This window comes from Steroidobacter sp., from assembly GCF_036402275.1.
Lineage (GTDB): Bacteria > Pseudomonadota > Gammaproteobacteria > Steroidobacterales > Steroidobacteraceae > Steroidobacter.
In genome coordinates this window covers 175,151-188,998 of record NZ_DASWTF010000002.1, presented here as the reverse complement: position 1 = coordinate 188,998, position 13,848 = coordinate 175,151, and the positions used below count along the sequence as shown (strand labels likewise).

The following is a 13,848-nucleotide window of genomic DNA, read 5'->3' as shown; positions in this document are numbered from 1 at the left end:
CCGGCACGGGGAGAAAGAAATGTTACATCCGATCCTTCAGCGCGCCGTTCGCGGCGCGTGTCTGTGTTGTGCGCTCATTTCACTGGGAGTATCCGCCGACACGGCGGCGAGCGAAACAGTAAACAAAGCATCGATCACGGTGGATGAGTATCTGGGCCCGCGTCCAGAGTCGAATGTCGGGAGCGCTGTTCTGTTGCCAAAACAAACGCAGACGGACACGTCGCAACTCGGCTTCGTCCTGCACTGGAACAGCGTCGCCATCGACGCCAGTGGCCTCGATCACACACCGGTGAAGGCGGGCGAGAATCGCATTTATGGTGAAGCGGTCGGACCGGGGCGGTCGGCGCGAGCGATCGCCATCGTCCATATCGCGATGTTCGATGCCATGACGGCAGTGGAAGGCGGCTACAAGCCCTTCACGAGTATTCCCCGCGTCGCCGATCCCACGCGGGTTTCGACCAGAGCGGCGATCGCGCAGGCGGCGCATGACACATTGAAGGCAATGTTCCCATCGCAGAGCCCGATATTCGCTCGTGAATTACAAACATCGTTGGATCGGTTGCCCGCGGACGACACACGCAAGGCCGGAAGGAGCGTGGGCGCGGACGCCGCGAAGCGCATTCTTCGAGCTCGCAAATACGATGGCTCGTACTATGACGAACCCACGATAGGTAACGGTTTCACGCCTAGTAATAAGCCCGGCTGGTGGCGGGCCGATCCAGTCAGTCGTAGCCAGGCGGCGTTGGGTGCGACTTGGGGCGAGATCAAACCGTTCGTGATCACCTCGGGAAAACAATTCCGCGCGCCGCCGCCCCCGGAAATGACCAGCAGGGAATATGTCGAAGCGTACGAAGAGGTGCAGCGGCTCGGCGGCGATGGTGTGACGACGCCGACAGAGCGTACGCAGGAGCAGACGTTCATCGGCATCTTCTGGGCTTACGACGGCATGCCGAGCCTGTGCGCGCCCCCGCGTCTTTATAACCAGATCGCCACGACCATCGCGAGACAAATGGGCTCGGACGCCACGGAGACCGCGCGTCTGCTCGCACTGGTGAATGTGGCGTTGGCAGACGCGGGAATCGCCATCTGGGACTCGAAGTTTTACTACCAGTTCTGGCGGCCGGTGACCGCGATTCGCGAATCGGACCTCGGAACCGGTCCGACCGGCAAAGGCGATGGCAATCCCGCGACCGTCGGCGATCCGACGTTCTCTCCGCTGGGTGCGCCGGCCAGCAATTTGAAAGGACCGAATTTTACGCCGCCGTTCCCCGCCTATCCCTCGGGCCACGCCGGTTTTGGCGGGGCGCTGTTCCAGACTCTGCGTCGTTTCTACGGCACCGACGATATCTCGTTTACTTTCGTTTCGGACGAGTACAATGGCGTCACGCGCGACAACGAGGGTGTGGCGCGGATCCGGCATCCGCGCACTTTCAAGTCGCTATCGGAGGCCGAGGAGGAGAACGGTCAGAGCCGCATCTATCTCGGCATTCATTGGGCGTTCGACAAGACCGAAGGCATCACGCAGGGCCAGCAGATCGCGGACTATGTGTTCGATCGCATCTATCGGCCGTTGCCGTAACTATCGCTTTACTCGGCCTGTGTTTCATCCAGCTCCAGCTCGCCGCGATCGTAGGCTTCGATGATTTGTTTCGCCCGCGGGTGATCCGATTCGTCGACCATGAGGGCGAGGTGACCCATCGCGGGGATTTCGCCGAGCGCGCCCTGCAAGTACGCTCCCTGGAGGAACGTGTCTATGCCGTGCTGTCTCAGCAGCCCCGCGAGGAGGTGAGCCTCGAAGTAGTCGTTGCAACGTATGACCGGAGTCACGCTGTCTCCCGCTCGCAATCGCCGATTCCGCCCCGGTAGTATGGCCGGGTGAAGCGGACTAGTCGACGGGAGCTGGATATGACTGCGAGCGAAAGAGTTGCGATCGTCACGGGAGGCGGGACCGGAATCGGCAAGGCCGTGGCGCTCGCGATGCTGAGAGACGGTTATCGTGTCGTCCTTGCCGGGCGTCGCGGGGAACCGCTGGAGGAGGTGATTGCACTCGCAGGTGTCGATCGCCATCGCGCGCTGGCGGTGCCCACGGATGTAGCCATTCCCGCTTCGGTGCAGGCATTGTTTGCCGCGACCAAGGCCGCGTTTGGTCGCCTCGACGTCCTGTTCAACAATGCCGGCGTCGGCGCGCCGCCCGTGCCGCTCGAAGAGCTCACGTTCGAGCAATGGAAGCAGGTCATCGACATCAATCTGACCGGGATGTTTCTTTGCACGCAGGAAGCTTTCAAGCTCATGAAGGCGCAACAGCCCCGCGGCGGGCGCATCATCAATAACGGCTCGATCTCCGCGCATGCGCCCCGACCCAACTCGGCGCCGTACACGGCCACCAAGCACGCAATCACCGGGCTCACCAAATCCACTTCGCTCGATGGCCGAAAATACGACATCGCCTGCGGGCAGATCGACATTGGCAATGCATCCACCGATCTCGCCGCACCGATGGCGCGCGGTGTGCCACAGGCCAACGGCAGCACCGCGGTCGAGCCGTTGATGGACGTCGAGCACGTCGGCACGTCCGTGCTTTACATGGCGAATCTGCCTCTCGACGCGAACGTGCAGTTCATGACTCTCATGGCGACGAAGATGCCCTTCGTGGGCCGGGGTTAGTTGTCGCGTTAGATGGAGTTCAGATACCCCCGTCCACGGCAATGGCCGCCCGGTGATGACTAATGCACAGCCTCGCTCCCGCCACGGTAGTGTAGCAATAGCTCGACCCGGCTGTGGACGCGCAGTTTGGCGTACGCGTGATGCAAATGGATCTTCACCGTATGCTCCGCGATGTCGAGGTCGCGAGCGATCTGCTTGTTCGATTGACCCAGCAGCACACCGCGCATGACGGCGTTTTCCCGGGCGGTCAGCTCGGTGAAGTCCCGCCGGGTCGCCGTGTGTGTGAACGCCACCACGGTGGCGAGCTGTCGCCGGCTCAACCAGAGCTCGCCGCCGGCGACAGCATACAGCGCGCGGTCCAGGTCGAACGTCACGCGCATAGTGGCGAGCACCCCCCATGTTCCCAAACGCAGAGTGGCCGATACGGTCGAAGGCTGCAGCGAGTCGCCGATCAGCAGCGTGCGAGCGAGCGGCAAGGCGACATGCAATTTCGCGAGCTCTGTCAGCCCCCGCCGACTCAACAGGGCGTCATCCATCACAATGATGTCTGGAGGGGGTGTGACGCCGACGAGTTGATGCGGGGCCGCCGTTTGGCCGCAGAATCGGAATATCGATTGCTTGGTGCACAGCCCGAAAATCGCCGAGCGCACATTCGGCGTCTCGCCGGCGTAGGCCACTTGCCAATGCTTCCGGCCGAGGGGAGCAGCTAAGGGTTGCATGTGCGGACTCGAAGAGCGGTGCGCTGACGCGTCTGCCACGCCCGCTCATATATATGTCCTGCACCGCCTTGTCCGGAAGGTGCGCAATGTGGCGAGGAAGAGGATTTAACTCAAATCAATAACCCACGGCAAGCGGGAAAGTTAGACAAAATCGCGTACGCGACGCCGCATCCGTTGAGCACACAACGCTTGAGCGATTCACAGACGGCGGGGCTCGGGAGAAACGTCGAGCCCGCAAGTCAGGTTGGGCTTCGATTGTTGTTAGCAGGCCTCGACGACGTTGGGCAGCAGACAACCGGTGGACTGATCGGCCAGGGCGACGGCGATCCCATTGGTCGTGTCTGTTAGCAGCACATTAGTGTAGCTGACCTGCGCCAAACCCATGGATTGTCCGGGCGGGCAGCTGAACTCGCCGGGTCCCGGCGGCTCGACGGTCAGGCTGGCGGTAATCGAGCCATTCTTCGTGGAAGGAAATGTTCCTGTCGCACCCACGTCTGCTTCCACGGTGGTCTTGTTGGCCGCGGACGGATTACGGCCGCCGTGGTTGATGCAGACAAAGGTGGCCGTCGCGCTGGCGCTGCAGACATAGGTGATCAGCGCATTGTTGCCCAGGCCGACTTCCTTCCAGCTGCATGTAAACTCGCCGGTATCGAAGTCGATGGAGTCCGAGGCGCGAAGGAAGTGGGGACTTATCGCGAATGCGAGCGAGGTGCCCAATACAGTAGCGCTTGCCGCGATCCAACAGCTCTTCACGATATTCATGATCAGCCCTCCCGGTCGTTGTGTTTGCTTCGAAAGAAGCAACCGTGACTCTAAGAGCTGTGGCTGCGAATCCTATCGATCCGGCGTTCTAGGTTGCGAGTTCTAGAACTCTGGAGTTATCCGAATCTCAGGCGCTGCGCCGGAGCACCCGGCGGCGGAAGTCGCTCATGATTTCGTGCGCGGCATTGTGGCCCGGTGCGCCAGTGACGCCGCCGCCGGGGTGCGTGCCCGAGCCACACATATATAGGCCGGGCAATGGCCCGCGATAGTTGCCGTAGCCGAGCATGGGCCGCGCGGAGAACATTTGATCCAGGCTGAGCGCGCCATGGAAGATGTCGCCGCCGATCAGGCCGAACGTGCGTTCCAGATCGAGCGGGCTCATGATCTGCCGGCCGAGCACGGCGGCCTTGAAGTTGGGCGCGTGTGCGTTGACCGTATCGATCATCAGATCGGCGACGGTTTCGCGATGCGTGTCCCACGATTCGCCATTCGGCAACATCGGAGCCACGTGCTGGCAGAACATGCTCGCTACGTGTTGGCCCGGAGGCGCGAGGCTGTCATCGAGCGTCGAGGGAATGAGTATCTCGACGATGGGATGTTTGGACCAGCCGTGAGTGCGTGCATCGAAGTAGGCTCGCTCCATGTATGCCAGGGTCGGCGCGATGATGATACCCGCAGTGTGATGAGCGGCGCGTTGCTTGCCGGGCAGGCAGGAAAAATCGGGCAGCTCGGACAGCGCGACATTCATGCGGAACGTGCCGGAGCCGCAGCGCCATTGATTGATGCGCTGGAGAAACGATGCGGGCAGCGCTCCTGCATCGATCAGGCGCGTATATAACAACTTCGGATTCAAATTCGAAACGACGGCGGCGGCATGAAACGTCTCGCCGGACTCGGTCACCGCGCCGACGGCCTTGCCATTTTCGACGATGATCTCGCGCACCCCCGCGTTGACACGAATATCCGCTCCGCGACTCGCGGCGGATTTCGCCATCGCCTGGGTGATGGCGCCCATGCCGCCGATGGCGTGGCCCCATGCGCCTTTCTTGCCATTCACCTCACCGAAGACGTGATGGAGCAATACATAGGCAGAGCCCGGCGAGTAGGGGCTGGCATAGTTGCCGACGACGCCGTCGAAACCGTACACGGCCTTGATGGGCGCGCTTTCGAACCAGCCATCGAGGTAGTCGCCGGCGGAAGTAACAAACAGGCTCAACAGTTCCTGACGCATGCTCATGTCGAGCTTGCTGAAACGACCTCCGAGGCGGGCCGCGTGCACGAGCTCTGGCAAGGCCATGCGCCAGCCGCCATCGACAACATTCGGCGGCGTCTGCAGGACCAGATCGCGTAACAAATCGGCGATGACATCCAGCCGATCGCCGTAGGCATCCAGCTTGTCCGCATCCTTTTGCGAGAACTTCGCGACTTCGCGTTTGGTTCTGTCGCCGCCCGTGGCGAGGTAGCGGCCGTCTTCCGTCGGCAGGAAGTTGGACATCTCGCGCTCGACGACGCGCAGGCCGTGAGCTTGCAGCTGCAGATCGCGAATGACCTTCGGATTGAGCAGCGAAACGGTGTACGAGGCGACGGAGTTTCGAAAGCCCGGATGGAATTCTTCGGTGACGGCTGCGCCGCCAACGACATGGCGTCGCTCCAGCACCGTGACTTTCAATCCCGCCGCGGCGAGATAGCCCGCGCAGACGAGCCCGTTGTGGCCGCCGCCGACGATGAGAACGTCAGACTTTGCGGGCACTGCGGCTCTCCGGAATCATGGCGCGCATTCGTTTCGCGAAGCTGCGCAGGCACACTTCGGTTTCGCTCAACGGTCCAACGGTATAGCTGCTCGAATTCATTCCGGCCTGCACGCGCGCGATCAATGCGGTGTCCTCTTTGTTCACTTGTCGGTTGATGCGCCAGTTCAGGTAGCGCGCTGCCCGCATCTCACGCCGATCGTCGGGATGCACATAGGCGATCTCGCGAATCATGGTTTCGGTGGCGGAGAGGGGAATGAACTGCATGAAGTCGATCTGGTCGGGATAGATGTCGAAGGCCAGGTTCGGCCACAGCTTGAAGTAAGTCCACAGTCGCTGGCGCTCCGGCGGCAGCGATTCCACCGCGGGCAGCAGCTTCTGATACATGCGTTCGGACCAGCTCTTGCGTGGCGTCTCCTGCAGCAGGCCCCACATTTTGTCGGCCCAGGATTGCGCTTCGATTCCGTAGCTGCGGCCGAACAGTCGCGTGAGCCCCGGATGCGCGACATCGATGTGCATGCCGTCCGAGTAGTTGTCGGCGACATTCTTCCAGTTCACATTACGAGGGCGCAGCGTGACGCGGCCCTGGGGCACCAGCTCTTCCAGATGATAAGCCGCGAGGTCGTCGACATACGGCGCCAGCATTTCCCGCACGCTGGGCAAGCCGGGCTCCAGGCGGATGAAAATGAAGCCCATGAAGATTTCCTGCTCTAGCGGCGCCAGTCCGTGCTGCTCCGGATTCAGGTCGCCAAACGTTTCGCGGTGGGGCACACCGATGAGCCGGCCATCGAGCGAATAGCTCCAGGCGTGGTAGGGACAGGTGATGCGTCCGCCGCAGTGACCCTTCGGCCCGTCGAGCAGACGCGAGGCTCGATGGCGGCACACATTATGGAAGCTGCGGATCGCGCCATCGCGACCGCGGACCGAAACGATGGACTCGCCGAGCAGGTCGAAGCAGTGATAGTCGCCCTGATTGGGGATATCGCTGCCGTGACACACCAGCTGCCAGCTGGTTCGGAAGATGGAGCGCTTCTCCAGCTCGAAAAAGTCGGGGTCCCGGTAGATCCAGGCCGGCAGGCCCACGGCCGGGTCGTCCACGAGGGCAGGGGTGTGAGCGGTGGCGGACTGGGATCGGGCAGCGGCGGTCATGGCGCCCTCCTCGAACCGAACATCCTCCCAGGATTGCTGCAGCGGCGATGAATGTCCAGTCCCGCGATTCGGGAGTGAAAACGCGGGCGGCCGCGATTGCATTCGCGCCGCCAAGGGCATCTACTCTCCACGAATTCCAGCGCGCCGACCAAGGACCGGCGCGCTCCAGAAGAACTCGAATGGACTGTGCATACAAAGCATTTGGGGCATGGGGGCAATTATGAAACGCCGCGAGTTCGTGAGGTCAGCGCTGTTTGCGACGGCCACCTTACCTGCCTTCAATTTCGTCTCCGCCCTGGCCCGGTCGGGCCCCATTGGCGATGTGTCCGCAATCACTGCCGAGGGGCGCGACGTGACGCTACGCAGCGCCGAGATTCGCGAGCTCGCCGAACGGCTGCAGGGGAATCTGCTTCTGGCCGGGGACGCGGGTTATGACGAAGCGCGCCTGTTGCTGAACCCGTCGTTCGATAAACATCCGGCGCTCATCGCGCAGCCGACCGATGTGTCGGGAATTCAGAGCGCGGTGAAGTTCGCCCGCGAGCACAACCTGCTGCTGGCGGTGAAATGCGGCGGCCACAGTCATTCCGGTCAGTCGACCTGCGAGCGCGGCATGCAGATCGATCTGAAGAACTTCCGCGGCGTGCAGTTGGATACCGCCGGGCGGAAAGTCTCGGTGAAGGGCGGCAGCTTATTGGGACTAGTCGATGCGGAGACGATGGCTCAAGGCTTCGTGACGCCGCTTGGCACGGTGTCGCATACGGGAGTGGGCGGTCTCACGCTCGGCGGCGGCTTCGGTCGCGTGGCTCGTCGCTTCGGCATGGCCATCGATAATCTCACCGCGATGGATGTCGTGACGGCGGATGGACAACTGCTGCATACGAGCATGCGTGAGCATCCGGACCTGTTCTGGGGCTTGCGCGGCGGCAGCGGGAACTTCGGTGTCGTCAGCAACTTCGAGTTCAAGTTGCATCCGATGCAGCGGGAAGTGATCGCCGGCAAGTTGACGTTTCCGTTCGAGAAAATGCGCGACGTGCTCGCGATGTACGCGGACTATGCGCCCGCCGCGCCGGACACTCTTTATTTCGATCCAATCGTGGTGCTGCCGCCCGGTGGCGCTCCGGGCGTCGCTCAGCTGGATGTTTGCTACAGCGGACCGGCGCAGGAGGCGGAGCATGCGCTCGCGCCGCTCCGGAAAGTTGGCGGGTCCGTCGCCGATAGCATCAAGGCGATGGACTATGTGGAATTGCAACGCTCGGGGGACTGGTCTGACGCGCGGTTGCTGGGAACCTATATCAAAGGCGGCTTCATTTCCGCGATGCCCGGCGATCTCATCGATGCGTTGGTCAAGGGCATCCAGGGCGACCCGCGCCGGACTACGGCGCTGTTCTTCCAGCACTGCGGTGGGGCTTGTTCGCGGGTTCCTGAGGATGCCACGGCCTTTGCGCACAGATATGCGTTGGCGAACATGATGACGATGAGCGGCTGGACTCACGGCGAGAATGCCACTGATCACATCGAAGCGACGCGTCGTTATTGGTCGGGCCTCGAGAAATTCACGCGCGGGTTTTATGTGAACGACATGCCTCGCGAGGCTACGGCCAGCGACATCAATGCCAACTATCGCGGGAACTATAAGAAGCTGGTGGCGGTGAAGACCAAATACGATCCGACGAATCTGTTTCGTTTGAACGCGAACATCCAGCCTCGGAAGAGCTGAGCCTGCCGGAAGACCCACCCTCTTCCCCCTCCCGTGAACGGAAGGGGGAAGATACTTTTATTTTTCTCCAAGAGCCGAAACAAACGACCGCTGGATAAATCTCTTTCCCGTGTACTCAATTGCTCACCCGAACGTAGGCATACATGCCATCGAGCAGATGCGGACGGATGTTGCAGATCACCAGGTAGCTTCCAGCCTCCAGGAACGCGACCGGTTCGCTGCGATTCTCGCCGTTCATTCTGATGGGGTCGAACGGGGTCCCTAACGGTCCGCCTCCGGGATTGATGCCGCGATAGTAAATATCGTCCGCTAGAAACGCGCTGCTGGCGGGCAGGGGGGTGGCGGGATTCGGCGGCAGTACGAATATCGGCGGAAACAGCGGCAATTGTCCGGTGCCGTCGTTCAGGTCTTCGAGGGTCACGCCCGGCTTGAAAATAACGATGTCGTGAAAACCGGCGACGCCGAAGTCGACCACACCGCCTTTCTTGACGTGGATTTCCTTGGGCAACACCGCATGATTCACTGCATTGCCCGGGAACGCGGTGTTGAGCCCGCGGCCGAACGAAGCATTCACGCTCGTCTGGCGATTGCTATCGTCGTTGCGTGCATCGTCGCCGGCTGTCGCCAGCGCGCCGCCGAGCGCCATGCATGCGATGAGTGCAGGTTTGAGCAAGGTTGATACCACTCTCTTAGTGCTCATGTGACCTCCCCGAATGGAATGCGACTGATTACAGCTTCTCTCGGCAGGGCTGCGTCATGGCGCAACCGTAGCGGTCGTATCACATTCGTTACGGCGTTGCTTCCGGACTTTAACGGACTCGCATCGCGACAGGTCCGTGACAGCAACGGCGGACATCGTAGGCCATCATGACATCCAAACAATCCTAGATTCACTCTAGGTCTAACTGACGCGTTGATCGATCCACGGGTGTCTGGCCGGTACGTCTGGTCGCGTACCACAGCCGGCGGGCGCCTGCCTGAAACTAACAGAGGGGAGATGATGACGATGCTGCTCAAGTTATCGAAACGACGCTCGGGGTGCGCGATGGCGATCGCCTCGGTGTTGTCTGTCAGTGTCAGCATGGATGCAAGCGCGCAGACACAGAGCGAAGAGTCCACCGATCGGTCGCCGGTCCTCGAAGAGGTGCTGGTGACCGCCGCCAATCGAACTGGCAAAGCGCTGGATCGCATTCCTGGCGCTGTCAGCGTCATCGACTCCACGGACGTGGCGTCCAATATGGCTGTCACGGAAGATCTCACGAAAATGCTCGAGCGCAGCCTGCCAGGCTATTCGCCCTCTCGCGGCGGGCGTTACACGTTCGGGGAAACACTGCGCGGGCGCCGGCCGCTTTATCTGCTCGACGGTATTCCGCAATCGACACCGCTGCGCGATGGCAGCGTCGGATCCTACTTCATCGACATGTCGATGGTAGAGCGTGTCGAAGTCATCAACGGTCCGTCGGCGACCGAAGGTCTCGGTGCGGCCGGCGGCATCATCAATTACATCACCAAAAAAGCGAAGCCGGGCGCCACCGAAGTCAACCTCGACACCAAGGTGAGCTCGCAGTTCCACGGCAGTACGGTGGGCTGGCGTACCGGCCTGAATGTTTCTCACGCCCAGGAAGAATTCGACGTATTCGCCGCGGCGGCGCTGGTGTCGCGCACGCCGGACTACGACGCGCATGGCAGGCTCATGGGCGTCGACAACTTCGATACGTTCTCGCGCAATTTCCTGATCAAGGTCGGCAACAACTTCGGCTCCGACGATTCGCAGCGCGTCGAGCTGATGATCAATCGTTTCCATTACGCGGATAACGGCAACTATGTCGCCGTGGACGGCAATCGCCCGCTCAACCTGACCAACTCCGGTCGCCGCGGCACGCCGCTGGGCACGCCGCAAAATCAGGTCATGAACCATGCGTCGTTCGTGTACACGCATGACGACCTGCTCGGCGGCAAACTGCTGCTACAGCTGTTCAAGGACGACCAGAGCGCGCTGAATCCGGCGTCCATCGATCCGAGCAAGCAGGATATCCGCATCGCGCCCATCGGCACGCTGGTCGATCAATCGGAAATCACGGCGAAGAAACACGGCGTGCGTTCGATCTACGTGCGTCCGGATTTTCTGCTGAGCCGCCTGGAGTTCGATATCGGCGTGGACTATCTCAATGACGAGACCGCGCAGGGCCTGGCGATGACGCATCGTGTCTGGGTGCCGCCGTTGAAGTACCAGAGCATCGCGCCGTTCACGCAGATCGAATATGAATACGGCCCGGTGACTGTCCGCGGCGGCGTTCGTCACGAAGACGCGAAACTCGAGACGGACGATTTCACCACCATCGCGCCGTTCAATACGTTCGTGCAAGGTGGCGAACTGTCGTTCACCAAGAATCTGTACAACATCGGCGGCATCTTCCGTATCGGCGGCGGCTGGTCGGTGTATGCGGCGTATAGCGAAGGTTTTGGCATTCCGGATATCGGTCGCGCTTTGCGTTCGATCAACACGCCCAATCAGAGTCTGGAAACTCGCGGCAACCTTACGCCGCTGCTGGTGACGAATCGGGAAGCCGGCGTGAACTGGCGCGGCTCGCTCGGCAGCTTCAGTGCGTCGGTGTACCGCTCGTATGCTCCGCTGGGCAGCTCGCTGACGTTCGATCCTGTGCTTCAGCAGTCGTTCGTCAGCCGCTCGCCGACGCGCGTCACCGGCTACGAGCTCATGGCCGAAGCGCACATCACGGACAGCCTGACGCTGACGACCATCTACTCGGACACGACAGGCAAGACCTCGCTCGCCGCCGGACAGCCGCTCGATGTTCACATGACGGGCGATCAGATTCCGCCCAACAAGGTGGCGGCCATCGTCAACTGGGCGTTCAGCGATAACGCCAGCGCCACCCTGTCGGCCGCGTCGTATCTGAGCCGCGATATGAACGAGGGTCGCGTGAGTAACAGCGGCGCCTCGCTGGAGGAACATTTCGAAGGCTACACGCTCGTTGATCTGACCCTGCAGTACCAGACGCAGCGCTTCGGCAACTGGACGCTCGCGGTCGAGAACCTGGCGGACGAGTATTACATCCAGGCCATCAGCGCGAGCAGCATCAACCAGATCCCGACCGGACCGAACGCCTACTATCTGTCGGGCCGCGGCCGCGCGGTCTCGATCAGCAATTCGATCAAGTTCTGATCTGACGACCCGCCGGCGGTGTAGTGCGCTGACATCGCCGGCGCCTCAATAGCCGATGGCCTGGCCGTCCTTGCGCATCTCACTCGCGCCCCAGTAGACGCGATTGACGCGATCCCACTGAATCGCCTGATAGCCGCCGAATTCATCGGTGCCGAACTCGAGGCCCGGCGGAATGACTTGGAAGCCGCGTTTGGCGAGTGTGTCTTTCACTTCCTGCGGGAAACCGGACTCCATCGCAAGGACGCCGTAACCCTGCGCGGGCTCGCCCATGACGGTGGAACTGCCGCCGTGATACCAGCGCGCGGCGTCGCCGGCATCCTGCACGTTCATGCCGAAGTCGATGATATTGACCAGCACCTGCACCTGGCCCTGTGCCTGCATGTCGCCGCCCATCACGCCAAAAGAAAGAAACGGCTCGCCGTCCTTCATGACGAACGCCGGAATGATGGTGTGAAACGGCCGCTTGCCCGGGGCGTAAACATTCGGGGACTTCGGATCGAGCGAGAACAGCTCGGCGCGATCGTGGAACATGAAGCCAAGACCGTCCGCCACCAGGCCGGAGCCGAGTCCGCGGTAGTTCGATTGGATGAGCGACACCATCATCCCGTCCTTGTCCGCGACCGTCAGATAAGTCGTGTCGCCGACGCTGAACTGCGCTTCACCCGGTTTCACATCACGGCTGGGATTGTCCACATTGATGAGCTTGCGTCGCTGATCCGCGTATGCGTCCGACAGCAGCGTATCCATGGGAATCTTCGAGAAGCGTGGATCGGCGTAGTAACGAGCCATATCCTCATACGCGAGGCGCTTCGCTTCGAGCACGGTGGCCACCGTTGCGAGACTGCCCGGGCCCATGCTCTTCAAATCGTAGGTCTTCAGAAGCTGCAGCATCTGTAACACGCCGAAGCCTTGGCTGTTCGGTGGCAGCTGATACACGTCGTAACCACGGTAGTTGACGCTGCGAGGCTCGACCCATTCGCCGTGATAAGAAGTGAAGTCGACGAGGCGGAGATCCCCGCCGATGCGGCGGAAGTACGCGTCCGCGGTCTTGGCGATTGCACCCTCGTAGTAAGCGGCGCGCCCCTCCTGGCCAAGTTTCTCTAGCGTGGCAGCGAGATCAGGATTGCTAAATATCTCGCCTTCGGCTGGCGTGCGGCCATTGATAGTGTAGACGCGCTTGGCGTTGTCGAACTCCTCGATCATGGCCCGGTTCGCTTCGAACAACGCGATGTTCCGCTGCCAGTTCATCGCGATCGTTTGCGTAACCGGAAAGCCGCTTCTCGCGTATTTAATCGCGGGCGCCAGCGCGTCGGCCATCTTCAGCTTGCCGAAGCGGCCGTGCAGAGCGAACCATCCATCGACTGCGCCAGGCACCGTGACCGACAGCGAGCCATACTTCGGAATGCGCGCCACATACGGCACGCCCATGCCCTTGTACACAGCCTTGGTTTTCGCCATCAACTCGTTGTAACTGCGACCGCCCGGCGCGAGGCCCGACGCGTTATAGCCATAAAGTTTCTTGGTGCGCGGATCCCATACGATGGCGAACAGGTCTCCGCCGATGCCGCAGGAGATCGGCTCCATCAACCCGAGCACCGCGTTGGCAGCGATCGCGGCGTCCACGGCGCTGCCGCCCCCTTTTAATATGTCGATGGCTACCTGCGAGGCGAGGGGATGGGCGGTGGCTGCCATGCCGTTACGGGCGATCACGGGCGAGCGCGTCGCCCAGACCCGGCCGGAATAGCGGTCGCCGCGGGCGATGGCCTCTTTGTTGACATCGTTGGCGAACAGCGGAGTGGTTGCGAACAGCGCGGCCAGCAAACCGGTACGCAGAATCAGCCGGCACATGGGGCCGGCGTTGCGCGAGAAGCCCAGGTTCATCTTGCTTGTTCTCCCGTTTTGAGG

General features: G+C 61.5%; 11 protein-coding genes. 4 read left to right on the top strand and 7 right to left on the bottom strand.

Translation table 11 applies throughout. From position 1 onward, the window contains the following. The first annotated feature begins 19 nt into the window (after positions 1-19). Positions 20-1,579, top strand: coding sequence for a vanadium-dependent haloperoxidase (locus tag VGD45_RS00905; protein ID WP_331153377.1), 1,560 nt, complete (start codon positions 20-22; stop codon positions 1,577-1,579). 8 nt (positions 1,580-1,587) lie between these two features. Here VGD45_RS00905 and VGD45_RS00900 read toward each other — a convergent pair whose 3' ends face one another. Continuing rightward, positions 1,588-1,827, bottom strand: coding sequence for a DUF2007 domain-containing protein (locus tag VGD45_RS00900; RefSeq protein ID WP_331153376.1), 240 nt, complete (start codon positions 1,825-1,827; stop codon positions 1,588-1,590). Between the two features lie 78 nt (positions 1,828-1,905). Between VGD45_RS00900 and VGD45_RS00895 the strand changes: the two genes are divergently transcribed. After that, positions 1,906-2,664 (top strand): SDR family oxidoreductase, encoded by a 759-nt coding sequence (locus tag VGD45_RS00895; protein WP_331153375.1) that lies wholly within the window; start codon positions 1,906-1,908, stop codon positions 2,662-2,664. A gap of 59 nt (positions 2,665-2,723) precedes the next feature. Here VGD45_RS00895 and VGD45_RS00890 read toward each other — a convergent pair whose 3' ends face one another. The 4 genes from VGD45_RS00890 to VGD45_RS00875 all read right to left on the bottom strand — a co-directional run bounded on the left by VGD45_RS00890 (position 2,724) and on the right by VGD45_RS00875 (position 7,042). Beyond that, a complete protein-coding gene (locus tag VGD45_RS00890; RefSeq protein WP_331153374.1) occupies positions 2,724-3,383 on the bottom strand; it encodes a response regulator transcription factor in 660 nt (219 codons plus the stop codon). A 261-nt stretch (positions 3,384-3,644) separates the two neighbouring features. Continuing rightward, entirely contained in the window at positions 3,645-4,145 is a 501-nt protein-coding gene (locus tag VGD45_RS00885; protein WP_331153373.1) for a hypothetical protein, read from the bottom strand. Between the two features lie 127 nt (positions 4,146-4,272). Beyond that, positions 4,273-5,895: an NAD(P)/FAD-dependent oxidoreductase gene (locus tag VGD45_RS00880; RefSeq protein ID WP_331153372.1), complete on the bottom strand. Its 1,623-nt coding sequence runs from the start codon at positions 5,893-5,895 to the stop codon at positions 4,273-4,275. After that, a complete protein-coding gene (locus VGD45_RS00875) occupies positions 5,879-7,042 on the bottom strand; it encodes an aromatic ring-hydroxylating dioxygenase subunit alpha (protein WP_331153371.1) in 1,164 nt (387 codons plus the stop codon). Before VGD45_RS00875 ends, VGD45_RS00880 begins: the two co-directional genes overlap by 17 nt. A gap of 220 nt (positions 7,043-7,262) precedes the next feature. Here VGD45_RS00875 and VGD45_RS00870 point away from each other — a divergent pair, with 220 nt between their 5' ends. Then, complete coding sequence (locus VGD45_RS00870; protein WP_331153370.1) at positions 7,263-8,759, top strand: FAD-binding oxidoreductase; 1,497 nt, start codon at positions 7,263-7,265, stop codon at positions 8,757-8,759. 115 nt (positions 8,760-8,874) lie between these two features. Here the strand turns inward: VGD45_RS00870 and VGD45_RS00865 are convergent, their stop codons facing one another. After that, on the bottom strand, positions 8,875-9,459 hold the full coding sequence (locus VGD45_RS00865; RefSeq protein ID WP_331153369.1) for a hypothetical protein: 585 nt from the start codon (positions 9,457-9,459) through the stop codon (positions 8,875-8,877). A 306-nt stretch (positions 9,460-9,765) separates the two neighbouring features. On the opposite strand from VGD45_RS00865, the gene VGD45_RS00860 reads away from it, so the two are divergent. Further along, the gene (locus VGD45_RS00860) at positions 9,766-11,943 is read left to right on the top strand and encodes a TonB-dependent receptor (protein WP_331153368.1); all 2,178 of its coding nucleotides are present in this window, start codon (positions 9,766-9,768) and stop codon (positions 11,941-11,943) included. A 45-nt stretch (positions 11,944-11,988) separates the two neighbouring features. Here VGD45_RS00860 and ggt read toward each other — a convergent pair whose 3' ends face one another. Then, a complete protein-coding gene (ggt, locus tag VGD45_RS00855) occupies positions 11,989-13,824 on the bottom strand; it encodes a gamma-glutamyltransferase (RefSeq protein ID WP_331153367.1) in 1,836 nt (611 codons plus the stop codon). Positions 13,825-13,848: the final 24 nt, after the last annotated feature.